The sequence below is a fragment of the Flavobacterium plurextorum genome, from assembly GCF_024638035.1.
Lineage (GTDB): Bacteria > Bacteroidota > Bacteroidia > Flavobacteriales > Flavobacteriaceae > Flavobacterium > Flavobacterium plurextorum.
The window spans coordinates 569,249-592,583 of record NZ_CP100442.1 but is presented as its reverse complement, the minus strand read 5'-3'; the positions used below and the strand labels follow the sequence as shown (position 1 = coordinate 592,583).

Annotated in this window: 20 protein-coding genes; 7 read left to right on the top strand and 13 right to left on the bottom strand. The window is 33.0% G+C overall.

Going from position 1 to position 23,335, the window contains the following annotated elements; translation table 11 throughout:
- Positions 1–27: 27 nt before the first annotated feature.
- Positions 28–618 carry a thymidine kinase gene (locus NLG42_RS02820; RefSeq protein WP_089054374.1) on the top strand — a complete coding sequence of 197 codons (591 nt, stop codon included), beginning with the start codon at positions 28–30 and terminating at the stop codon, positions 616–618.
- A 29-nt stretch (positions 619–647) separates the two neighbouring features.
- Complete coding sequence (locus tag NLG42_RS02815; protein ID WP_257682934.1) at positions 648–1,085, top strand: hypothetical protein; 438 nt, start codon at positions 648–650, stop codon at positions 1,083–1,085.
- A gap of 377 nt (positions 1,086–1,462) precedes the next feature.
- On the opposite strand, the gene rpoN is transcribed toward NLG42_RS02815, so the two are convergent.
- The 3 genes from rpoN to NLG42_RS02800 form a co-directional block, all read right to left on the bottom strand.
- Complete coding sequence (gene rpoN, locus NLG42_RS02810; RefSeq protein ID WP_089054333.1) at positions 1,463–2,923, bottom strand: RNA polymerase factor sigma-54; 1,461 nt, start codon at positions 2,921–2,923, stop codon at positions 1,463–1,465.
- Positions 2,924–3,072: 149 nt separating this feature from the next.
- Positions 3,073–4,518, bottom strand: coding sequence for an asparagine--tRNA ligase (gene asnS, locus NLG42_RS02805; protein ID WP_089058411.1), 1,446 nt, complete (start codon positions 4,516–4,518; stop codon positions 3,073–3,075).
- Positions 4,519–4,925: 407 nt separating this feature from the next.
- The gene (locus tag NLG42_RS02800) at positions 4,926–7,292 is read right to left on the bottom strand and encodes an efflux RND transporter permease subunit (RefSeq protein ID WP_257682933.1); all 2,367 of its coding nucleotides are present in this window, start codon (positions 7,290–7,292) and stop codon (positions 4,926–4,928) included.
- 179 nt (positions 7,293–7,471) lie between these two features.
- On the opposite strand from NLG42_RS02800, the gene NLG42_RS02795 reads away from it, so the two are divergent.
- The 4 genes from NLG42_RS02795 (at position 7,472) to NLG42_RS02780 (ending at position 11,819) form a co-directional block, all read left to right on the top strand.
- Positions 7,472–7,801 carry a DMT family transporter gene (locus NLG42_RS02795; protein WP_257682932.1) on the top strand — a complete coding sequence of 110 codons (330 nt, stop codon included), beginning with the start codon at positions 7,472–7,474 and terminating at the stop codon, positions 7,799–7,801.
- Between the two features lie 89 nt (positions 7,802–7,890).
- Entirely contained in the window at positions 7,891–8,652 is a 762-nt protein-coding gene (locus tag NLG42_RS02790) for a sensor histidine kinase (RefSeq protein WP_089058414.1), read from the top strand.
- Positions 8,615–9,334 carry a LytR/AlgR family response regulator transcription factor gene (locus NLG42_RS02785; protein WP_089058415.1) on the top strand — a complete coding sequence of 240 codons (720 nt, stop codon included), beginning with the start codon at positions 8,615–8,617 and terminating at the stop codon, positions 9,332–9,334. Before NLG42_RS02790 ends, NLG42_RS02785 begins: the two co-directional genes overlap by 38 nt.
- 214 nt (positions 9,335–9,548) lie before the next feature.
- Positions 9,549–11,819, top strand: a complete 2,271-nt coding sequence (locus NLG42_RS02780) for a cation:proton antiporter (protein WP_257682931.1) — start codon at positions 9,549–9,551, stop codon at positions 11,817–11,819.
- Positions 11,820–12,017: 198 nt separating this feature from the next.
- Here the strand turns inward: NLG42_RS02780 and NLG42_RS02775 are convergent, their stop codons facing one another.
- From NLG42_RS02775 to pyrH, 3 genes are all read right to left on the bottom strand, one after another.
- A complete protein-coding gene (locus NLG42_RS02775; protein ID WP_257682930.1) occupies positions 12,018–14,513 on the bottom strand; it encodes a DUF5686 and carboxypeptidase regulatory-like domain-containing protein in 2,496 nt (831 codons plus the stop codon).
- A 118-nt stretch (positions 14,514–14,631) separates the two neighbouring features.
- Entirely contained in the window at positions 14,632–15,195 is a 564-nt protein-coding gene (frr, locus tag NLG42_RS02770) for a ribosome recycling factor (protein ID WP_089054324.1), read from the bottom strand.
- A 134-nt stretch (positions 15,196–15,329) separates the two neighbouring features.
- Entirely contained in the window at positions 15,330–16,037 is a 708-nt protein-coding gene (gene pyrH, locus NLG42_RS02765; protein WP_089054323.1) for a UMP kinase, read from the bottom strand.
- A gap of 186 nt (positions 16,038–16,223) precedes the next feature.
- On the opposite strand from pyrH, the gene NLG42_RS02760 reads away from it, so the two are divergent.
- On the top strand, positions 16,224–16,841 hold the full coding sequence (locus NLG42_RS02760; protein ID WP_089058418.1) for a thioredoxin family protein: 618 nt from the start codon (positions 16,224–16,226) through the stop codon (positions 16,839–16,841).
- A gap of 373 nt (positions 16,842–17,214) precedes the next feature.
- Here the strand turns inward: NLG42_RS02760 and NLG42_RS02755 are convergent, their stop codons facing one another.
- The 7 genes from NLG42_RS02755 to NLG42_RS02725 form a co-directional block, all read right to left on the bottom strand.
- A complete protein-coding gene (locus NLG42_RS02755; RefSeq protein ID WP_257682929.1) occupies positions 17,215–17,370 on the bottom strand; it encodes a hypothetical protein in 156 nt (51 codons plus the stop codon).
- Between the two features lie 53 nt (positions 17,371–17,423).
- The gene (gene truB, locus NLG42_RS02750; RefSeq protein ID WP_089054320.1) at positions 17,424–18,110 is read right to left on the bottom strand and encodes a tRNA pseudouridine(55) synthase TruB; all 687 of its coding nucleotides are present in this window, start codon (positions 18,108–18,110) and stop codon (positions 17,424–17,426) included.
- Positions 18,110–18,907 carry an undecaprenyl-diphosphate phosphatase gene (locus NLG42_RS02745; protein WP_099718054.1) on the bottom strand — a complete coding sequence of 266 codons (798 nt, stop codon included), beginning with the start codon at positions 18,905–18,907 and terminating at the stop codon, positions 18,110–18,112. Before NLG42_RS02745 ends, truB begins: the two co-directional genes overlap by 1 nt.
- Positions 18,908–18,996: 89 nt before the next feature.
- Positions 18,997–19,245, bottom strand: coding sequence for a DUF3098 domain-containing protein (locus NLG42_RS02740; RefSeq protein ID WP_089058422.1), 249 nt, complete (start codon positions 19,243–19,245; stop codon positions 18,997–18,999).
- An 88-nt stretch (positions 19,246–19,333) separates the two neighbouring features.
- The gene (locus NLG42_RS02735; protein ID WP_089058423.1) at positions 19,334–20,209 is read right to left on the bottom strand and encodes a cell division protein FtsX; all 876 of its coding nucleotides are present in this window, start codon (positions 20,207–20,209) and stop codon (positions 19,334–19,336) included.
- Between the two features lie 364 nt (positions 20,210–20,573).
- Positions 20,574–21,170: a molybdopterin-dependent oxidoreductase gene (locus NLG42_RS02730; protein WP_257682928.1), complete on the bottom strand. Its 597-nt coding sequence runs from the start codon at positions 21,168–21,170 to the stop codon at positions 20,574–20,576.
- Between the two features lie 17 nt (positions 21,171–21,187).
- Positions 21,188–23,188, bottom strand: coding sequence for a TonB-dependent receptor plug domain-containing protein (locus NLG42_RS02725; RefSeq protein WP_257682927.1), 2,001 nt, complete (start codon positions 23,186–23,188; stop codon positions 21,188–21,190).
- Positions 23,189–23,335: the final 147 nt, after the last annotated feature.

The window sequence follows — 23,335 nt, the reverse complement described above, 5'->3', positions numbered from 1 at the left end:
TCATTTTTAAAGGTAGAAAAATACAAAATGTTTCTCGAAAATACAGTAAATCACAAAGAACAATTTGGTTGGATTGAAGTTATTTGTGGATCAATGTTTTCGGGTAAGACCGAGGAGTTAATCCGCAGATTAAAACGCGCCCAATTTGCCAAACAAAGAGTCGAAATTTTTAAACCCGCAATTGATACTCGATATCATGACGAAATGGTGGTGTCTCACGATGCCAACGAAATTCGTTCTACGCCAGTTCCTGCCGCGGCCAATATCTTAATTTTAGCACAAGGCTGCGATGTTATTGGTATTGATGAAGCTCAGTTTTTTGATGATGAAATTATTACAGTTTGTAATGATCTTGCCAATCAGGGAATTCGTGTAATCGTTGCCGGGCTTGATATGGATTTTAAAGGAAATCCTTTCGGACCAATGCCGGGACTTATGGCAACTGCAGAATATGTTACGAAAGTTCATGCGGTATGTACGAGAACGGGAAATCTTGCTAATTACAGTTTTCGTAAAACAGATAATGATAAGTTAGTAATGCTTGGGGAAACAGAAGAATATGAGCCATTAAGTCGTGCAGCTTATTTTAATGCGATGAAAAAGAGTCAAGAAAAATAGATTTTAAATTCATTTAAGCCTAATAAAACATGCAAGAAAAGCAAAGTAAAAGAAAACAGAATATTTTATTATTAGTTGTAATTGGAATTGCAGTTGCTTTGGCTGTTTTCTTTCAATTTTTTCTTTCTGAAAAGGCAGATGAAGTAAATACTGAAATAACAGAACTGGTTGGGAAATACAATAAAAGCTGCCCACTGAAAATTCAAGAAGGAATTCGTCTTGACAGTGTAAGTTTACCCGAAGAAAGAGTTGTTCAATATAATTTGACATTGCTAAATGTAGAAAAAATCACTGCTGAGGTTGATGTAATACAAGTAGAAATGGAAAAAAGTCTTTTAAGTACTGCGAAAGCAAACACAGGACTTCAGGTTTTTAGAGATAATGATTATACTTTGATTTACAGCTATAGCGATAAAAAGAAGACGTTTTTATTTAATGTAAAAATATTACCGGATCAATATAAATAAACTAACGTTCTCTAAGACGTTGTTAAAACATTTTTCAAGCTGAGCGATCCCGAAGCCTCTGGATTGCTCAGCTTGAAAAACTTAATCTGTAAGATTGTAAAAATATTTATAAAACAAAACCCGACAAGTCTTCAAGCTGTCGGGTTTGTTTTTTGAATACCTTTTGTATTTCAACTGGACTGAAGTCCAGCTCTACAGAATAATTTGTTCCTTCGGAACTAAAAAAGAGTAAGGGGTTTGATACATATTTTAGAGCGGACTTCAGTCCAGTTTAATAGTATGGATAAGAAAGAAAAAACAAACCCGATAGTTTAAAAACTATCGGGTTTGTTTTTTTTAATGAACTTATATTTCTTATATGGTTTAACAAAAAAAAACTAAATTTTCTTTCTCATTCTTGCCACTGGAATATCTAGTTGTTCACGGTATTTTGCAATTGTTCTTCTTGCGATTGGATATCCTTTTTCTTTTAAAATTTCAGCCAATTGATCGTCTGGAAGTGGTTTCTTTTTGTCTTCTTCTTCAATTGTATTCTTAAGAATCTTTTTGATTTCTAAAGTAGAAACATCTTCTCCTTGGTCATTTTTCATGGCTTCAGAAAAGAATTCTTTAATCAGTTTTGTTCCATATGGTGTTTCGACATATTTACTGTTGGCAACACGCGAAATCGTCGAAATATCCAAACCAACCATATCGGCAATGTCTTTTAAGATCATTGGTTTAAGTTTGGTTTCGTCACCGTCTAAGAAATATTCTTCCTGATAATGCATAATCGCATTCATCGTTACAAAAAGCGTTTCCTGACGTTGTCTGATTGCGTCGATAAACCATTTAGCCGAATCTAGTTTTTGTTTGATAAACTGAACTGCATCTTTCTGAGCAGATGATTTATCACGAGAATCTTTATACGTCTGCATCATTTCTTGATAATCTTTAGAAACGTGCAGAGAAGGAGCATTTCTTCCGTTTAAAGTCAATTCTAATTCACCGTCAACAATTCTGATGGCAAAATCCGGAACTACATTTTCAGTGACTTTATTATTTCCTGTAAAAGAACCTCCCGGTTTCGGGTTTAATCTTTCGATTTCGTGAATCGCTTTTTTAAGCTGTTCGTTCGAAACGCTGTATTTCTGTAAAAGTTTATCGTAATGTTTCTTCGTAAAAGCATCAAACTGGTTTTCGATAATATCGATCGCTAAATCAACATATTCTGTTGGGGTTTTATGCTTTAATTGAAGTAATAAGCATTCCTGCAAATCGCGTGCTCCAACTCCCGAAGGTTCAAGTTCGTGAATTACAGTCAGCATTTTTTCGACCATTGCTTCGTCAGTATAAATTCCCTGAGTAAAAGCCATGTCGTCTACGATGTCTGGAACGCTTCTGCGGATGTAACCCATGTCATCAATACTTCCAACAAGGAATTCGGCGATTTCGCGTTCTTCATCATTCAAAATAAAAGTATTCAACTGATTGATTAAATCCTGATGAAAGCTAATTGGCGAAGCAAAAGGTGTTTCGCGTTCTTCATCATCACTGTAATTATTCACTTGAGTTTTGTAATCAGGTGTATCGTCGTCGCTTAGATATTCGTCAATGTTAATGTCATCAGCTTCGATTCTGTCCGATTCTGCATCATCATAATCGTCGTAATCTTCATTAGCGAATTCATCAGCTTCATATTCATCTTCTTTACCAGCTTCAAGAGCTGGATTTTCGTTCATTTCTTCTAATAAACGCTGTTCAAAAGCTTGCGTAGGCAATTGAATTAACTTCATCAGCTGAATTTGCTGTGGAGATAATTTTTGGGATAATTTTAAATTTAAAAATTGCTTTAGCATTTGATTTTGTTAAAAGTTTCAAGTTTCAAGTTTCAGGTTGCAGAACGTACCACAACTTGAAACTTGAAACCTGAAACAAATATTATTATTTTAGTTCGCGCTCCAATAACTTGAAACTTGAAACCTGAAACTTTTTTAAACTAAATCGATTAAAACTCTGCACTTCCAGGAGTTCTTGGGAAAGGAATTACGTCTCTAATGTTTGTCATACCTGTTACAAACAATACTAAACGTTCAAATCCTAAACCGAAACCTGCGTGAGTAGCTGATCCAAATCTTCTGGTGTCTAAGTACCAGTATAATTCTTCTTCATCGATTTCTAAAGCTTTCATTTTTTCGATTAAAACGTCGTAACGCTCTTCTCTTTCAGAACCACCAACGATTTCTCCAATTCCAGGGAAAAGGATATCCATTGCGCGAACTGTTTCTTTTCCTGGCTCAGTGTTATCGTTCAAACGCATATAAAACGCTTTGATGTTTGCTGGATAATCAAACAAAATTACTGGACATTTAAAGTGTTTTTCAACTAAGTAACGCTCGTGTTCTGACTGTAAATCAGCTCCCCATTCGTTAATGATATATTGAAATTTCTTCTTTTTATTTGGAGTAGAATCTCTTAAAATGTCAATTGCTTCCGTGTAAGAAACACGTTTGAAGTTGTTTTCCAATACGAAGTTCAATTTCTCTAATAAAGCCATTTCGCTTCTTTCCGCTTGTGGTTTTGATTTTTCTTCTTCAAGAAGTCTTCCTTCTAAGAATTTCAAATCATCTCCACAATTGTCTAAAGCATATTTAATTACATACTGAATAAAATCTTCAGCCAAATCCATGTTGTCATCAAGGTTGTTGAAAGCAACTTCAGGTTCGATCATCCAGAATTCTGCCAAGTGACGAGAAGTGTTTGAGTTCTCAGCTCTAAATGTTGGTCCAAAAGTATATATCTGACCCAAAGCCATTGCGAAAGTTTCCCCTTCTAATTGTCCAGAAACCGTTAAGTTCGTATGTTTTCCGAAGAAATCTTTTTTGAAATCAATGTTTCCTTCTTCATTTTTTGGAAGATTATCCAAAGGCAATGAAGTAACTTGGAACATTTCTCCCGCACCTTCAGCGTCAGCTCCAGTGATAATTGGCGTGTTTACATACACAAAACCTTTTTCCTGAAAATATTTGTGAACTGCAAATGATAATACTGAACGCACACGCATAATCGCACCAAAAGCATTCGTACGTACACGCAAGTGAGCATTTTCACGTAAAAATTCTAAAGAGTGTTTTTTAGGCTGCATTGGGAATTTCTCCGCATCAGAATCTCCAAGAATTTCAATTTTTGAAACCTGAATTTCGTATTTCTGACCTGCACCTTTACTTTCAACCAAAGTTCCAATTACAGAAACCGCAGCTCCAGTTGTGATTCTTTTTAAAGTTTCTTCCGGTGTATTTTCAAAATCAACAACACATTGTATATTATTAATTGTAGAACCGTCATTAAGCGCGATGAACTGATTATTTCTAAAAGTTCTCACCCATCCTTTTGCATTCACTTCCTGTAGCGTCGTCGTACTGTTTAATAAGTCTTTAACCTTTGTGTGTTTCATTTTATATAATATTGATATTAAATTATTTGTTTTTCAACAACTGCAAATATAAACGATAATAATTAATTTTTGAAGCTGTTTACTTCGTCAATTCGCTTTTAGCTCGTGTCCCGCTCTCTTTTCGCTGTATCTTTCTATTTTTAAAGAAAAAATAGTAAGGATGCCTCCCGAAACTTCGGGACGATCAGGGCTAGGACACCCGTTTTCATAAGAAGTAATTTCTTTTGTTTTGTCATTTCGACGAAGGAGAAATCTCCGTAAGAAACTCGACAAAGATTGGAATTGCAGTTCGGAGCTACTTGCGAAGATTTCTCCTTCGTCGAAATGACAAACTGTGTGTCAACCTTTGATGAAGGTTTTTTATTTTAATCCGTGTCAATTCGTGTAATTAGTGGCAAAAGAAAATCTTACTTCTCCAAATTCTCCAATTCCTCTTTCTTAGTTTTCTTCTTCTCAAAAGTCAAAACCAACGAAGGTAAAACCACTAAATTCGCAAACATCGCAAAAGCCAAAGTACAAGAAATTAATCCTCCCAAAGCAATCGTTCCGCTAAAGCTTGATAACGTAAATGTTGCAAAACCTAGAATCAAAACTACTGAGGTGTAAAAAGTACTGATTCCAGTTTCTCTTAAAGCACTGAAAACCGATTTCTTTACTTTTCCGCCGCTTTGAAGCAGGTCATGTTTGTATTTTGCCATAAACTGAATCGCATTATCAACCGAAATTCCAAACGCAATACTAAACACTAAAATTGTTGACGGTTTTAACGGAATTCCGAAATAACCCATTAATCCAGATGTAATGCAAAGCGGTAAAATATTGGTAATTACAGACGCCATTACCATTTTGAAAGATCTGAATAAATACAACATTAAAATCGCAATAACCGCGATTGCAAAAATCAGTGATTCAATTAAATTATCTACTAAATACGATGTTCCTTTTTGGAAAACCAATGCTTTTCCAGTAACAGTCACTTCATAACGGTCTTTTGGAAAAATTTCATCTATTTTAGTGTGAAGTTTTTTCTCCACTTTTGCCATTTCATCCGTACCAATATCTTTCATGAAAGTCGTGATTCGGGCATATTGCCCAGTCGAATCGACGTAAGCTTTCATGAGATTTTCTTTGCTGTTTTTAGTTGCGTTTTTAGCGTAACTTAAAATAAAAGCTTGTTCTTGCGAAGTCGGTAATTGATAATATTCTGGATTTCCGTTGTAGAAAGCCTGTTTTGAATATTTAACTAAATTCACGATCGAAACTGGTTTTGCCAATTCTGGAATTTCTGCAATTGTAGTTTGCAATTCATCCATTTTGCGAATGGTTGACGCTTTCATAACACCTTTTTTCTTTTTGGTGTCAATCATAATTTCAAGCGGCATTACTCCGTTAAATTCTTTTTCGTAGAATAAAATGTCTTTAAAGAAAGAAGCACTTTTTGGCATTTCACCAATTAAGCTTCCCGAAACTTTCATTTGCGAAACTCCAATTACACTGAAAACTAAAAGCAAACCGTAAACGATGTATACAATTTTACGTTTTGTTTTAACTAAATTTTCAACAACATTTAAAAGTGTCGAAATATATGTTTTAGTTAAATGATATAAGTGTTTCTCTTTTGGCAATGGCATAAAACTGTATATAATCGGCACAATAAAAAGTGTCAATAAATAAACAGAAATTACGTTGATTGAAGTTACTAAACCAAACTCAAAAAGCAAATCATTTCCTGTAATCATAAAGGTTGCGAAACCAATTGCTGTAGTTAAATTCGTCATTAAAGTCGAAACTCCAATTTTTGAAATAACACGCTGCAGCGCTTTTGCCTGATTGTTATGCAATTTGATTTCCTGCTGGTATTTGTTGATCAGGAAAATACAGTTTGTAATACCAATTACGATAATTAACGGCGGAATAATTGCTGTTAAAATCGTGATTTTATAACCAAATAATCCCAGCGTTCCAAAAGACCAGATTACGCCAACAATTAAAATACAAATCGAAATGAACGTCGCTCTGAACGAACGGAAAAAGAAAAAGAATATCAAAGAAACGGTAAATAAAGCCGCGCCGATAAAAAGACCAATTTCGCCTTTCATATTGTCCGCATTGATCGTTCTGATATACGGCATTCCAGAAACGCGAAGATCAATTCCAGTAGTTTTTTCGAATTTATCGATTTTCGGAACTAAATTTTCTAAGATAAAAGTCTTTCTTTCAGCTGTGTTGACTAATGCTTTATTGATATAAATTGCAGAACGAACACTGCCGCTTTCTTTATTGAATAAAAGACCTTCGTAAAAAGGTAAATTATGAAATAAATCGTATTGAACAGTTTTTAAATAAGCTGGATCTAAAACTTTGCTTTGATCAATAAACGGTGATAAAACAAATTTTTCGTTAACGGTATCTTTTTCAAGTTTCTTTAAATCATTTAATGAAACCACTAAATCAACTTCTTTAGATTTTTTTAAACCTGTCATCAGCTCATTCCAAGCTGCATAATTTTTTGGAGTAAAAAATTTAGGATCTTTAAAACCAATTACGACAAGATTTCCCTCTTCGCCAAACTTGTCTAGAAATTTTTGATACTCTTTATTTGCAATATGGTCTTTCGGAAGCAGATTTGCTTCGGTATAAGTCATTGAAAGATTCTTCCATTGCAAAGCAAGGAAAATGGTTAAAGCAGAAAGTACAATTAGAATTGTTATTCTGTTTTTAAGTATAATTCGGGCCAATTTTTCCCAAAATCCAACTTGGATACTGTTTTTCATAAATTCTTTAAAAATGGATGCAAATGTAGTGAAAAGTGCTCAAAATCATAAACAATAGATTGTATTTTACTTAATGTTAACACAAATATTCATATTATTTTTTGTGATAAATTTCTTTCTTTTCACTGTTTAATCATCAGCTTTTCTCATATTTGCAATTAATTTAAAAGGAAAAGAAAATGAGTTGGATTTTATTAATTATTGCAGGACTTTTTGAAGTTGGCTTTGCATCATGCCTTGGAAAAGCAAAAGAAACAGCAGGAATGATATCTACTTACTGGATGATTGGTTTTTTTGTGTGCCTTTCGATCAGTATGATTTTATTGTATAAAGCAACACAGGTACTGCCAATTGGAACGGCTTATGCGGTTTGGACAGGAATTGGAGCTGTTGGAACTGTTCTAGTTGGAATTTTAGTTTTTAAGGAACCAGCTACTTTTTGGAGAATATTTTTCCTTTCAACATTAATTGCCTCAATTATCGGATTGAAATTTGTTTCTAGTCATTAAAAAAATAAGCCGCAGATTACATAGATTCTCACAGATTTTTTAAGTCTAGAAAAAATCATTTTAATCAGTGGCATAAAAACAAACTAAAAATGCAGGAAAACAATACCACAACATTTATTTTTTTAGCGATTCTTTTACTTCTCATCATCATAATTTGTTTTATGATTTACCAATTAATGCAGGCGAAGAAGGCAAAAGATGATGCCGAAAGGAGTTTTTATGCGCTTGAAGTTAAGGTGAATGATTTACAGTTAGAAACATTAGAATCAAAACTGAATCCGCATTTGTTTAAGAATATTCTAAATTCAATTCAGTCGCATGCTTATCAAACCTATTTTGCTTTAGATAAACTGGCGAATGTTTTGGACTATATTTTATACGAAAGCAAAAAGAAATTTGTTACCGCAAAAGAAGAAATTGATTTTGCATTGAATTTAATCGAAATCAATAAAATCAAGATTAGTCCGCTTTTCGAATTAAAGATAAAAACCAACATTAATAAGGAAGATAAATTGTACGATCAGCCTTTGCTGGCGCCTTTAATTTCGATTGACTTAATTGAAAATGCCTTTAAACATGCTGATTTGCAAAGCGCTGATGCCTTTATATCAGTTGTTTTTGAGTTTCGCGATAATGCTTTTTTTATGACGGTTTCGAATAAAATCTCAGATAAAAAAGTACTTAAAAAAGAACGCAGCGGTTTTGGTCATGCTACTTTGGAACATCGTTTAAGGATTATTTATAAAAATAATTTCAAACTTGACAGGTTTGTAGAAAACGATATTTATATTGCTCATCTAAAAATTGATCTCCTTGAATACAAAACTGAAATGCTTGCTGCTGGACGATGAGCTTCCCGGATTAATGTACTTAAAAATGCTTTGTGAACAAATTCATGAAGTCGAAATTGTAAAAACGTATAATAATCCAGAGAAACTTTTATCAGATATTCCGAATCTCGATTTTGATTTATTAATATCAGATATCGAAATGCCTGGAATGGATGGACTTCATCTAGCGGAAATGCTCAGTGATAAAATGGTTATTTTCTGCACGGCTTACAAAGAGTATGCAGCCGATGCTTTTAATATTGATGCGATAGATTATATTACAAAACCTGTAAAATTAGAACGTCTGCAAAAAGCAATTACAAAAGCTGTAGAACGTTTTGAAAAGCCTAATGCTGCTAAAAAGTTTATTCAGTTAAATACTGATAAAGGCAAAACACTGCTGTATTTTAATCAAATTCAATATATAAAAACGGCTTCAAGCGATAGTCGTGATAAAACGGTTTTACTTACAGATGGAAGTTTCTTGAATTTGAAAAATGTTAAGTTCGACACACTTTTAGAGGAATTGCCTGATGCCGATTTTTGTCGCGCTAACAAAAAAGAAATTGTAGCTGTAAAAGCCATAAAATTCTTTAATCATAATGAAATTGTATTGCATCATACGGATGAAAACAACAAAAATGGTACTATAATTTTAAGTGAAACCTATCGTTCTGATTTTTTGAAAAAAGTAAAACTATAGCCGCTTGTGATAAATTATTTTCTGTCACGCTGAGCGTAGTCGATGCCCGATTATGGGTGATAAGCCTTCGATTTCGCTAAGGATGACAATCGTTTTTATAACTTATTACAAAGTTTTTCCCACTTGTTACATACATTGAAAATTAGGTGTAGTTTTCCTTTTTCACTTAAACCTCAGTTCTGATATTTGCTGCAATAAATCAAAAGAATGAGTTATGAATAACATTAAAAACTCTTTATTTTACGTTACAATTATCGGCGGTTTTACAGCGCTGATATATTGGGTAATTTCAAAAGGCGCAGCGCTGGAAGTGGGGCGTAATATCGTTAAGAAAAAGATCGAAAGTAATCATTGGAATGATTTCTTGCATTCAATGGTCGAAAACCTGCAGCATCCGTTAGCTATATTATTAGCACAGATCGTTACTATTATTTTGGTGGCACGTTTGTTTGGATGGGTTTTTAGAAAAATAGGACAGCCATCTGTAATTGGTGAAATGATTGCAGGTATTGTTTTAGGGCCGTCATTGGTGGGAATGTATTTTCCAGAGTTTTCGGCAGCTTTATTTCCAAAAGAATCTTTAGGTAATTTACAATTTTTAAGTCAGATTGGTTTAATCCTTTTCATGTTTGTTATTGGTATGGAGCTGGATTTAAAGGTTCTAAAAAATAAAGCGCATGACGCTGTTGTTATCAGTCACGCAAGTATTGTAATTCCATTTGCCTTAGGATTAAGTTTAGCCTATTATATTTACCATACGTTTGCGCCAGTTGGCGTTGAGTTCGCTTCTTTTGGGCTTTTTATGGGAATTGCTATGAGTATTACTGCGTTTCCAGTTCTAGCTAGAATTGTACAGGAACGCGGAATGCAGAAAACAAAATTAGGAACCATTGCCATAACTTGCGCTGCAGCAGATGATATTACAGCTTGGTGTATTTTGGCAGTTGTAATTGCGATTGTAAAAGCAGGTTCTTTTACAAGTGCTTTATATGTTATTGGACTCGCTATTTTGTATGTAATTATAATGTTGAAAATTGTTCGCCCGTTCCTAAAACGTGTTGGAGATTTAAATTCAACAAGAGAAAGTTTAAATAAACCCGTTGTTGCTATTTTCTTTATTACCCTTCTTATTTCTGCGTATGCATCAGAGTTAATTGGTATTCATGCTTTGTTTGGTGCTTTTTTAGCAGGAGCTATTATGCCGGAAAATAATAAGTTCAGAAATATATTTATTGAGAAAGTCGAAGACGTTTCTATAATTGTATTATTACCGTTATTTTTTGTATTTACAGGTTTACGTACTCAAATTGGCTTGTTAAATGATCCTGCTTTATGGAAAATTACAGGATTGATTATTGCAGTTGCGGTTGTTGGAAAATTCTTTGGAAGTGCATTGGCTGCAAAGTTCGTAGGACAAAACTGGAAAGATAGTTTGGCTATTGGTGCTTTAATGAATACTCGTGGTTTAATGGAATTGGTCGTTTTAAACATTGGTTACGATCTTGGTGTTTTATCGACAGAGATTTTTACTATGATGGTAATTATGGCTCTAGTGACGACTTTTATGACTGGTCCAGCTTTAGATTTTATCGGATTTATATTTAAAGATAAAGAAACAGTCGTGCCGCAGGAAATTGGAAATAAAAGCAAATACAAGATTTTATTGTCGTTTGCAACTCCTGAAAGAGGTAAGAAACTGTTGAAGATCGCAAATAGTTTGGTTAAAAAACAAGGCGACAATACAATCGTAACAGCGATGCATTTATCATTGAGCACAGAAATACATTCGTTTGATATAAAAGATCATGAACGTAAAATGTTAGTGCCGGTTGTTGAAGAATCTCAGCGTTTGAATCAGAACATGGTAAGTGTTTTTAAAGTTACCAACGATATTGATACCGAGATTATTGATTCGGCAAACCAAGGTGAATATGATTTATTGTTAGTTGGTTTAGGACAATCTATTTTTGAAGGTACATTGCTGGGGAAAATACTTGGTTTTACTACCCGAATAGTCAATCCCGACCGATTAATCGATAAATTTACAGGAAAAGAAGGATTGTTTGAAAATTCTCCTTTTGATGAAAGAACGCGTCATATTATTGCAAAAACTAAAATGCCGGTTGGTATACTTATCGATAAAGATTTAGAAGAAGTCAATCAGATTTTTATGCCCGTTTTTAGTAAAGAAGATGCTTTTTTAATTGAATATGCTAAGAAATTAATCAATAATAATGGTTCACAGATTACAGTTTTGGATGCCAGCGGTGATGTAAAAAATACTCGCGAGATTCAAGAAACGATTCGATCTATTGAACAAATTGCCCCAAATCATATTATGATTATGCATGACAGAACAATTAAAAAAGAGTTTATTGAAAGCCAGAATTTAATGATTATTAGTTTAGACAGCTGGAAAAAACTAATAGAATCGCAAAGTACTTGGCTGAATAATACACCTTCAGTTTTGATTTTGAAGCCATAATTTTTTTAGAAATTACAATTTAAAAATCCCAAACTCCAATCATAAAATTGGAGTTTGGGATTTTTTTTGTTTTGTCATTTCGACCGAAGGGAGAAATCACACTCGTAACTCGACAAAGATTGGCGATTTTCTTTGCGCAATTTCTAGTGTGATTTCTCCCTTCGGTCGAAATGAAAAATAATAGGTAAAAATGAAATCTTATAACCCTAAATCAATTACATAAGAAATCTTAACGGCTATATTATCCTCAAACTTCATAAGTTGATTTGGACCGTAACGATAGAATCCGCCTAAACCAAAACCTTTGAAGATTTTATTTAACTCAATTCCCGATTCAAAAAAGCCTTTGTCTAATGTTTTGTAAGTTGGTCCTACGTGCTGTTCAGGATTTTCCATGTTTCCCCAAGCCATTCGTGTCACTAAAACCAAAGTAGGACGTACTTTTTTCATAATCTTGATTCGGTCAAAACCATGTTTAACTTGAAAGAATACATATTGACTAGAGAAAAACTCATTAAAAAACATGGTTTCAAAACTGTTTCGTCCTGCAAAAGTAATACGCTGAATTACGGTTTCTTTAGTTAAGTTATTCGGCATTGTGTTGTATAAATGCGTAATTGGAACATCGCCAATTGCATAACCTCCCTGAAGTAAAACGCTGGTTTTTTGACCGTTTAAGTATTGCTTTTCGTACTCCGTTTTAAAATCTATTTTTCCAAAAGTAAAATCATTATCTAAAACATTTGGCAGGGATTGCGTGAATTGAAAAGTAAACCTTGGGAACTTTTTATCAGATTCATTTCTTCCTGTCGGCGTCTGCATAAAATTACTGAATGGAGCCCAAACAATCGAGAGCATTGCTGTAGTCATAACATAGCTCGAGTACAGCTGACCGTTGTAATTAAAGAGATAATCAAATTTAGGTTCAACAAAGCTTCTTGATAATTCAAATACAGCTTCTGTTTTAGGAATAATTTTAGTTTGAACGTTTGCTTTCCAGCTGTCGTATTTATAGAATGTACTAATGTTGATAGGTCTTGGATCATAGATTTTAAACACCCGTTTGTCAACAGCAAAAAAGGTACTCGCAATTTCCCTGACATCATCAGTATAAGATCCGTTTAGCCAAGTATTGGTGCTTTTATCAAGCAAAACGCCAACTCCTAAATTGTATTTAAGAGCGCCGTCTTTCGTGCCGTAAGCCGTATATCCTTCAATTCTGAAGTTTTTAGAAAAACGATCGTTTGTTATGCCGCCAAGTCCCAATCGGAAACCTTCGTAGTTATTGTAACTGATTATTTTTTTTAAATCAAGATCAATTGGTCCAATTGGCAGATAGCCATTGATGATTTTTCGTCCAAGTCCTAAACGTTTTTCAATTCTCTTGCTGACAGATAGACTATCGAGTAATTGATACGTTTTTTGACCTTTTAAATCTAAGCTGTCTTTTCGGTATTCGTTCCAGAAACTTTCCGGTTTTTTATTGGCATCGTCTTTAATTTCGATATAAAGAGAAGGATTTTTTATAGAGGAACTCGTGTTGTAATGAACATCAAAATTATTGCTCTCAGAAAGCAAATACGTAAAATCTGAAGCTGTTTTTTTTCGCGGTTCGTAATTATCTGCAACATCTCCGTCAAACTGAATCGTTCCGCCCAGAATCTTGATGTCATCATCATTTTTCCCTTTTACAATTTTAAAAGTGGTGTTACTCTGGAACCATATTTTTTCTTTTGGAACATATTCAAATTCGTGAATTCCGCTAATGTCCAAAACGCCTTTTATACGCATAACAGCTTTTGCAATACCAAAGTTTTCTGCGTCAATATATAATACGCCTTCTAATCCAGAAGCCCTTCGTTTTTGCTTGTTTTTAAAATAAATCATAAAAGTTTCTCGACCTTTTATGTTCACAGTGTCCAGCAGTTTATAATTGTAATTTGAAGGTGCTGATCTCGAAATTGGATTTTCATATTTGGTTTCAAACAGCTCATATTTATTGTCGTAAATAGATATAGACTGCAGGTTGAAAGCAAGAACTTCGTAAATCGGGTTTTTAAAACCTGCAATTTTAGTCGCCAAAACAGTTTCTTTCAGCTTATTTTCTCCAAATTGATATTGTGATACCTTTTCAGTTTGAAACAAATGCTGTTTGCTTATAATTTCTTTAAACTTATAATCAGATGAATCTATGTTGATCTTCTTTTTATTAAAGTCTTTATAAACGGCAGAAGAATCTATTCTTCCGTCAATAGAATCTGGATTTGCAGTAACGAGCAGTTTGTTATAGGTTTTGTATTCAAAGCTGCTGAGTTTTTTTTGTGGATCGTTTTTGTCTTTATTGGCGATTACTTTTCTAATAATCGTTAAAGCAGGATTTTCATTTGAAACAATAACTTCTTGTAAAGCGTCTGTTTTTTGAGATAACGAAATTGGATAGAATTTTTTATTTTCTGTAATACTTATGATTTTAGTTTGAAAACCAATGTATGAAACCGCAAAACTTCCCGTTTTTGAGTCAATGTTAAAAATAAATTTTCCATCTACATCCGTAATTGTATTAGTGCTGTTTGAAGTAGTTATCGTAGCAAACGGAAGTGCTTTGTTGTTTGAGTCAGTTACAATACCGCTTATTTGAACTTGCGCCTGTATGCTAAGCGTAAAAAGTAAAGTCAATAAGCAAAATAGCCTCATAGAGAATTATATAGATTCAAAAACGAAAAATATGTCATTTAAGTATGCAAAAATAAGAATAAAAAAATCCGTTTGGTAAAATTTAACCAAACGGATTTTATTTTGTTATGAAATACAATTACACTTTCATGATTTCAGCTTCTTTTTCAGCCAATAATTCATCAATTTTTTTAATGTATGTATTTGTTAGATTTTGAACTTCTTCTTCAGCAGATTTACAAATGTCTTCTGATGTTCCGTCTTTCTCTAATTTTTTAATTTCGTTGTTAGCGTCTTTACGTACGTTACGAACACCAATTTTAGCATCTTCAGCTTCAGATTTTGCTTGTTTTGCTAAATCACGACGACGCTCTTCAGTCAAAGGCGGTACGCTTATGATAATAACATCTCCGTTATTCATTGGGTTAAAACCAATATTAGCAACCATAATTGCTTTTTCTATAACCTGCAGCATGTTTTTTTCAAACGGCTGTAAAGTAATTGTTCTTGCATCAGGAACGCTGATTTTTGAAACTTGCGAAAGCGGAGTTGCTGAACCATAATAATCTACAAAAACACTTCCCAACATTGCTGGAGAAGCTTTTCCTGCACGAATGTTTAGAAATTCTTTTTCTAAGTGTGCAATAGAACCGTTCATTGATTCTTCAGTACTTTCTAATATAAAATCGATTTCTTCAGTCATTTTTTTTATTTTTTTAGATTTTTAAACGATTGGATTTGAGATTAAAAACAGATCATTTAATTTACTAACTAATATAATTTTATTTTTTTGTTTTTGAAGATTATTAGAATTTCAATCTAACAATCTAAAGCGGCTTAAACGTTTACTACAGTTCCAATGTTTTCGCCTTCACAGATTTTCAATAGATTTCCTATTTTATTCATGTCAAAAACAACAATTGGTAATTTATTTTCCTGGCTTAATGTAAAAGCGGTTGTGTCCATTACGTTTAGTCCTTTTTTAAGAACGTCATCAAATGAAATCATATCAAATTTTACAGCTGATGCATTTTTTTCAGGATCAGAATCGTATACACCATCAACACGAGTTCCTTTTAGGATAACATCTGCATTAATTTCGATTCCTCTTAAAACTGCTGCAGTATCAGTTGTAAAGTATGGATTTCCAGTTCCGGCACCAAAAATTACAATTCTTCCTTTTTCAAGGTGACGGTCAGCTCTTCTTTTAATATAAGGTTCTGCAATAGATTCCATTTTCAAAGCCGTTTGTAAACGCGTCTTCATTCCTTTGTCTTCAAGTGCGCCTTGCAAAGCCATTCCGTTAATTACAGTAGCAAGCATTCCCATATAATCGCCCTGTACTCTGTCCATTCCTGCACTTGCACCAGCAACGCCTCTAAAAATATTTCCTCCTCCAATAACGATAGCAATTTCTACTCCTTTTGCGTGAATCTGCTTAATTTCGTCTGCATATTCGCCTAATCTTTTAGGGTCAATTCCGTATTGTAAATCACCCATTAAGGCCTCGCCGCTAAGTTTTAGAAGAATTCTTTTATATTTCATGTTTGTGTTGCGTTAATTTGTGCAAATATAGACATATTCTGATTTTTAAAAATAATGTTTACAAAAAATTAATTGCTCTTTTCTTTTAATACTACACGACTTTTGCTTTTTTTCTAACGAATGTGATAAAAGTCATTTCTGCATCTTCTTAAATTCCGTATTTTTATAGTAATCAAATAATTATTTATGAAAAAATTTATAGCAAAGGCATTATTCAACAGTCATTCCTATGCAGAATATAGAAAAATAGTCACTGATCTGCTTATAGAAGGAAAATCGACAGGAGACGAACAGTCTGAAAGTTTGACCAATTATTCGAAGCTGAATGAAGCAAGAATGAATCGATTAGATAAAACAATCAAGATTTCTGAAGAAATAATTTCGAAGCTTCAAAATTTAAATAATCATTATTTCTGGCTGGTTATTTCTGAAGGCTGGTGCGGTGATGCTGCGCAAATTCTTCCAATTTTGAATAAAATGGCACATGATTCGAATAAAAAAATAGATCTTCGAATTGTTTTCCGCGATGAGAATACGGAATTGATGGATCATTATTTAACAAATGGAGGAAGAGCAATACCTAAAGTAATTATTGTTTGCAAAGAAGCCGGAATTGTTCGCGCAGATTGGGGACCAAGACCAAAAGGAGCATCTGAATTGATGGAAAACTATAAAAAGGAATTTGGTGTAATTGATGAAAAAATTAAAACAGACCTTCAATTGTGGTATTTGGCTGATAAAGGAATTTCTGTTCAAGAAGAATTGGTTCAGATTATGGAGAATATCAAATATGACAGGCTTTAATTTATAATATTTACGAAACGAATTCTTGAGTTGTATGTTTGTAACTTGTTGATAACAAATGTTATAATGCTCTTAAAAATGTATTTGAGTTATTTTTTTTAGTATTATTTTTGTATCTTAGTAAAGCAATCCCACTTCTATTATTTACTTTTTGATTTACTCTTTTTATTGGTGTTTATTTAATGTCTAACAATTAAAAAATGCACTATTATGAAAAAGTTATTCGAAAGGTTTTACGATTTTTTTTCGACATTTTTATTTGGAGGAAAGAATGTACATCATTATTAACTCCAAAAGAATTGCGTATGAAATAGCACTACTTTAATTTAAGAGGTGGCACATTACGGTTTGATTTGTAATGTGCTTTTTTTATTCAGCCGTTTGAAATTCGATCAAATACGGTTTTAATCTTACTCCGTTTTGCTTTCCAAAAATTATCAATATCAGTCGATACAAATTTTTGGCCGGCAGTTTGACTAAAAGAAACTTTTGCGGAGATTAAAAATAACGCTAAAAAGAAATTTTTCATTTTGTAAATTTTAAAGCAAACGACTAAATTACAAAAATCAAAAAAATATAATGTTATAGATTTTCCTCAAAAAGAGTAATATCAATTGCGTTTTTTACATCGTAATCGCCAATCTTAGTTCGGCGTAAAACAGTTAAATGCGATCCTGAATTCATGGCTTTTCCAAAATCGTAAGCAAGAGAGCGAATATAAGTTCCTTTACTGCAAACTACTCTAAAATCAATTTCAGGCAAAGCTATTCGGGTAATTTCAAATTCGTGAATTGTAGTTTTTCTGCTGGCGATTTCGACAGTTTCACCGGCACGTGCATGCTCGTATAAACGAACACCGTCTTTTTTAATAGCAGAAAATATTGGTGGCTTTTGATCAATTTCGCCTAGAAATTGTTTAACCGTTTCATGAATAAGTGCTTCATCGATATGTTCCGTTGGAAAAGTCTGGTCGATTTCCGTCTCTAAGTCGTAAGATGGAGTAGTAGCTCCAATGTAAAATGTTCCAGTATATTCTTTGGCTTGACCTTGAAGTTCAGAAATTCTTTTGGTAAATTTTCCAGTACAAATTAATAAAAGTCCAGTAGCCAAAGGATCTAAAGTTCCAGCATGACCAATTTTAAACTTTTTTGGCAGGCCGACTTTATTAATTAAAAGATATTTTAATTTATTGACAGCTTGAAACGAACTCCATTTTAAAGGTTTGTCTATCAGTAAAACTTGTCCGTCTAAATATTCTTCAGGTGTCATTATATAATGGTAAGCGGGTGAATGAAAAAGTGAATCAATAATAAAATGATTCCAGCAATAATTCGGTAATAACCAAAAACTTTGAATCCGTTTTTAGTTAAAAATCCAATAAAGGTTTTAATAGCAAGAAGCGCCACAATAAAAGCCACAATGTTTCCTATTATCAATAAGTTGATTTGATCATGAGATAATTCGAATCCTGCTTTGTAGTAATCGTAACATTTTTTTACCGTTGCGCCCAACATTGTCGGTACAGCAAGAAAAAATGAAAATTCCGCAGCAGTAGTTCTTGATAATTTTTGAGACATTCCGCCCACGATACTTGCACCACTTCTAGAAACGCCGGGAATCATGGCAAGACATTGAAATAAACCAATTTTAAAAGCTTGTAAATAGCTGATTTCTTGTGAAGTTTCTGCGCTGTTTGGTGTATTAAACCATTCGTCGACTTTTAATAGAATTAAACCTCCAATTAAAAGAGAAATTGCTACCGTAACTGGATTTTCTAATAAACCATCAATAAAGTCACTTAATAATAATCCTAAAACAACGGCAGGAATAAAAGCAACTAAAAGTTTAAAGTAAAAATCTAGTGTTTGAAAGAAACGTTTGAAATATAAAATTACAACCGAAAGAATCGCTCCAAGTTGAATAACAATAGTAAAAAGTTTGGTGAAATCGTCGTGTGCAATTCCAAAAAAAGAAGAGGCAATAATCATGTGTCCAGTTGAAGAAACAGGTAAAAATTCTGTGATTCCTTCAATAATGGCAAGAACAATAGCTTGTAATGTATTCATTTGTTTTTTTAGATTTTAGACCTCTTAGATTTTTAGATCTCTTAGATATGTTTAAGATTAATCTAATAATCTAAGATGTCTAGAAAAGACTATTTAGATTTTTTGAAAATAGAATAAATCGTAATTCCAAAACCAATTAAAACGGTAGTTGGAGCTAAACGAATACGTCTGAAATTAAAAATATCTTCATTAAAAACATTTGGATCATGACTTCCTCCGCCCGACATTAAAATAAAGCCTAAAGCGATAACAGCAATTCCGATCAATAAGATTTTGTAATTAACGCTGTCAAAAAGGAATTCGTGTTTTGGAGTTTCTTCTGTATTATTGTTTTTCATTTTTATTTTTTTTGAACCTTTAAGCCAATAAAGGTTTGTTTATTTTGTTGTTCTGAACTAAGTTTATGAAAGTCTTTTTGTTCTAAAATTAGTAAAGATCATCAGTTCTTAAATTCAAGAAACGTTGCGTTGCAAAATGTGTACTTACCCAAGTAATTAAAACTCCTAATCCAAAAACGGCCAATAAAACCAATCCAATTAAAGCTTTATCTTCTAAAATTCCTAAACCAGGAAAATTAGTTTCAACGTAGAATAAAAGTCCAATTAAGGCAATAATTGCCAATCCAGCACCCAGCATTCCTAGTTTTACACTGCGCATTACAAAAGGTTTACGAATAAACGATTTGGTTGCGCCAACCATTTGCATGGTTTTAATAATAAAACGGTTTGAGTGAATAGAAAGACGTAATGAGCTGTTGATTAATAAAACCGCAATTATAGCTAGAAAACCGCTGATAATCAAAATCCACATACTTACTTTCTTGATGTTGTCATTTACCAGATTTACCAATTGTTTGTCGTAAACAATATCTTCGATCATAGTGTTTTTACGTAAACTGCTTTCGATTTGCAAAATGCTGTCTCTTTCAACATAATCTGCTTTTAAGTGAATGTCGTATGAATTCAATAAAGGATTTTCTCCTAAAAATGTCAGGAAATCTTCTCCAATAATATCAGTATGTTCTTTTGCTGCTTTTTCTTTAGAAACGTAAGCATAAGATCTCGCAAAAGGCGCTCTTTTTAATTCTGTATTAAATGCTTTGATAACGCTGTCATTTGCTTCATTTTTAAAGAAAACTGTCATAGCAATTTTTTCTTTAAAATCGTTTGCCAGTTTTTTAGAATTAATAATAAATAATCCTAATACTCCCAAAAGGAATAATACTAGAAATACACTTAATACTACCGAAAAATAAGAGGAAATTAACCTGCGTTTTTGAAATTTATCAAAGTTAGAACTCATAGTTTGCTTAAATTATGTGGTAAAAATAATAAAGAATTTCTTTATTTAAAGTTATTAACGAACTTTTATACCATAAATGTACAATTCCATATTGAATAAAAGTTTATTTAACAGCAAAGTGCATAAAATTTTGTATCGATTTAACCGCAATCCCGATAGCTATCGGGAGCAAAGTTTTTTTAATAACGTAATTGATTAAAAGACATAAAGCTTGCAAAGCTAAAGAAAACAGCCACAGATTAAAGGATTAAAAAGATTTTTAATATCTGTGTAATCCTTTAATCTGTGGCTGGAAATATTTTAAAAGTTTGGAAAACTTGTATCTAATGTTGCAAAAATCTTAGCGCCTTAGTACCTTAGCACCTTACTTAACTCTATAAACTTCGATACTTTTAAGCCAGTAAACATGGCGAGGTCCAGTTTTAATATCATTTTTGCAAATAGCAATCATTTCGCCGCTTTTCAGTGGTTTTCCGTTTTCCTCAAAAAGAACAAAAGCATTTTCTCCGGTTGGATTGTTGAAAATTTCCGCCCATGAAAAAGTGGCTTTGTAATCATCAGAAGCTCGTGCCACAATATAAAAATTGCGGTCTTTATGTCCGTCTTGTTTGATTTTTGCCTTCTCTAAAATATCTTTCAAAAGCACGCCTTTACACACTTTGTTATCTTTTTTAACTTCGCCGCTTTGGCAGACAACTTTAAAATCATCAATAGTTACCACCTTCATCTTTTTTAAAGAATCAACAGTTAATTGAAGCGGAAATTCGACATCGCCTTTTACTTCAATAGTATGATTTACCATTTTTAAACTATCAGCAGGTGTAAGAACAGGATGTTTATCATTGTCTGTTTTAGACACCTTTTCTGTTGCAATCGAATCTTCTTTTTCCTTTTTAGATGAATTGCACATTGCGCATGAAAATGCAATAAGAAGGACTAGAATATAATTTTGAGTTTTCATATAAAAATATTTTAGGTTTAGTTATTAAAAAAACGAAGCGTTACAAAAAAGTTGCGGCCTTCTTCAGGGTAACCTTCAACAAGACAATAGTTTTTATCGAAGATATTATTAATTCCCGCATCGATGCTGAAATTTTTGGCTATTTTACCCGAAGCGTAAAAATTTAAAAGCGTGTAATCTGGAACTCTTGCTCCGTAGCTTGTACTGAAACGAGATGAATTAAATTCAGAATTAGCAATTAAACGCAATATTTTAATCGGCTTATATTCTAAAGTTCCCATAACCTTTGTGTTTGGAACATCAGTAAAATGAATATTCGGATTTGTAATATTGTTTCGTTCAATGTAAGTGTAGTTCACATTAAGCGACAAATTAGATAAGATTTCATAGTTTATTTGAGCTTCAACGCCAAGATATTCCGCTTCACCAAAATTTTGCATTTGAGATTTTCCAGGCTGAACGTTGCTTACATTTAAGATCGCATCAGAAAGTTTGCTGTAGAAAAGCGCCGTTTGAAAAGTAACTTTATTAAAAAGTCCCGCCGTATAATTCAATTCGTAATTTACAGCTTTTTCAGGTTTTAAGTCCGGATTTGGTATCGCGGTTCCCATTCTATACGAATAACGATCTTTGATTGTTGCAAATCTTGTTTTCTGCGAAACTGTTGCGCCCAATTTCTGCGCTTCATTCAACTGATAAAAAAATCCAATTTGAGCATTAAAAGCATCACTCGCACCAGCAGATGGATAATCGGAAATCACTTTTGTAGTGCTGTTGTAATCTTCTGCTTCAGTGTTTTTTCTAATGTTGTAACTTACACCAGGAATAACAGTGAATTTCGGAGTAACTTTATAAATATCTTCAATTCCTACCAAAACTGTATTGTCTATAAAATGACGAACTGGTTCACCAAGATTGTTTTCGCGGTGTACATCTTCTTTAAAATGAAAAGCAATTTTCAAATCATTTTTTGGGATAAATTTCGTGTTGTATTCTAGATTTCCACCGTAAGTGTAATCATTGTAAATACTTTCAAAAGCATACGGTTTGGTTTGTTTCGTATAAGTTGCATCATCATAACTGTCAAGAGTATTCTTGAAACGATCAAAATATAACCTTGTTTTTAAGCTGTTTTTGTCATCAAAATTAGAATTAGAAATGAAGTAAAAACTTTCTTTGTCCCAGTTTGGCCATTGCCAGTAACGAGGTTTTAGTAAAAGAGAGTTTAAAGGATCGCTTCCTGTATAAACTGGATTTCCTTTTTCGCCCTGCTGATTTATGTAGCCAATCGCATATTCGCTTTTTTCAGTTGGAGTCCATCCAATTTTAAAACTAATTTTCTGATCCGTGCGATATGAATTGTCTCTTTGTCCGCCGTTTTCATTTGCTGTTGGAACAAAATTAGATGACATTCTAGTTGAATTTCTATCCAAATAAGAAAATCCGCCTTGAAAATAAAACTTCCCAATGTTAGAGCCAATGTTGATGTTTCCTTTATAGCCATTTTCATTAATCATTCCAAGTGAGCCGTCGTATTCTAATTTTTGAGAAGGTTTTCTAGAAACTAAATTTATGGCGCCTCCAAGTGAGTTGGGACCATAAAGTACAGACGAAAATCCTTTTGAAACATCTATCGCAGCCAAATCGAAAGTGGTAAATCTTGCCAAGTCAACGTAACCGTCATAAGGAACATAAACAGGAATACCGTCCATATAAACTGGAACCTGTCTTAAATCGAAACCACGTACAGAAACCATAGATTCGTTTCGCGGTCCAGAAGCCGTTAATGTAATTCCCGGCAGCATATTTAAAGCTCTCGAAACATCCATTTTATTTTGAGAAACCATTGTTTTTGAAGTTACTCTGTTTAAAGTGTCTTTATTTTGATGATTGGTAACAATTACTTCTCCCAGCATAAAAACGTTTGATGGTTTTATGGAATCTGTTGGCGTTGAATTGTTTTGTTGGGAAAATCCGATTAGCGGAAAGAGTAAAAAGGCGATAAATTTTAGTTTCATAAGGATACGATTTTTCAGTATGTTTTAAAATGAATACTGATAATTAAGAAATTTGTTTTTGGTTTGTATGTTTTTTAAAATAAAAATTCAGTGTGTTTTTTCAGGAATACTGATTTGCACGACAAAAAAAGCAATTTCTACACATTT

What these genes read in the sequence shown, in the direction of transcription:
- NLG42_RS02820 (WP_089054374.1), top strand. Translation starts at nt 28, where the DNA reads ATGTTTCTCGAAAATACAGTAAATCACAAAGAACAATTTGGTTGGATT.
- NLG42_RS02815 (WP_257682934.1), top strand. Translation starts at nt 648, where the DNA reads ATGCAAGAAAAGCAAAGTAAAAGAAAACAGAATATTTTATTATTAGTT.
- rpoN (WP_089054333.1), bottom strand. Translation starts at nt 2,923, where the DNA reads ATGCTAAAGCAATTTTTAAATTTAAAATTATCCCAAAAATTATCTCCA.
- asnS (WP_089058411.1), bottom strand. Translation starts at nt 4,518, where the DNA reads ATGAAACACACAAAGGTTAAAGACTTATTAAACAGTACGACGACGCTA.
- NLG42_RS02800 (WP_257682933.1), bottom strand. Translation starts at nt 7,292, where the DNA reads ATGAAAAACAGTATCCAAGTTGGATTTTGGGAAAAATTGGCCCGAATT.
- NLG42_RS02795 (WP_257682932.1), top strand. Translation starts at nt 7,472, where the DNA reads ATGAGTTGGATTTTATTAATTATTGCAGGACTTTTTGAAGTTGGCTTT.
- NLG42_RS02790 (WP_089058414.1), top strand. Translation starts at nt 7,891, where the DNA reads ATGCAGGAAAACAATACCACAACATTTATTTTTTTAGCGATTCTTTTA.
- NLG42_RS02780 (WP_257682931.1), top strand. Translation starts at nt 9,549, where the DNA reads ATGAATAACATTAAAAACTCTTTATTTTACGTTACAATTATCGGCGGT.
- NLG42_RS02775 (WP_257682930.1), bottom strand. Translation starts at nt 14,513, where the DNA reads ATGAGGCTATTTTGCTTATTGACTTTACTTTTTACGCTTAGCATACAG.
- frr (WP_089054324.1), bottom strand. Translation starts at nt 15,195, where the DNA reads ATGACTGAAGAAATCGATTTTATATTAGAAAGTACTGAAGAATCAATG.
- pyrH (WP_089054323.1), bottom strand. Translation starts at nt 16,037, where the DNA reads ATGAAATATAAAAGAATTCTTCTAAAACTTAGCGGCGAGGCCTTAATG.
- NLG42_RS02760 (WP_089058418.1), top strand. Translation starts at nt 16,224, where the DNA reads ATGAAAAAATTTATAGCAAAGGCATTATTCAACAGTCATTCCTATGCA.
- NLG42_RS02755 (WP_257682929.1), bottom strand. Translation starts at nt 17,370, where the DNA reads ATGAAAAATTTCTTTTTAGCGTTATTTTTAATCTCCGCAAAAGTTTCT.
- truB (WP_089054320.1), bottom strand. Translation starts at nt 18,110, where the DNA reads ATGACACCTGAAGAATATTTAGACGGACAAGTTTTACTGATAGACAAA.
- NLG42_RS02745 (WP_099718054.1), bottom strand. Translation starts at nt 18,907, where the DNA reads ATGAATACATTACAAGCTATTGTTCTTGCCATTATTGAAGGAATCACA.
- NLG42_RS02740 (WP_089058422.1), bottom strand. Translation starts at nt 19,245, where the DNA reads ATGAAAAACAATAATACAGAAGAAACTCCAAAACACGAATTCCTTTTT.
- NLG42_RS02735 (WP_089058423.1), bottom strand. Translation starts at nt 20,209, where the DNA reads ATGAGTTCTAACTTTGATAAATTTCAAAAACGCAGGTTAATTTCCTCT.
- NLG42_RS02730 (WP_257682928.1), bottom strand. Translation starts at nt 21,170, where the DNA reads ATGAAAACTCAAAATTATATTCTAGTCCTTCTTATTGCATTTTCATGC.
- NLG42_RS02725 (WP_257682927.1), bottom strand. Translation starts at nt 23,188, where the DNA reads ATGAAACTAAAATTTATCGCCTTTTTACTCTTTCCGCTAATCGGATTT.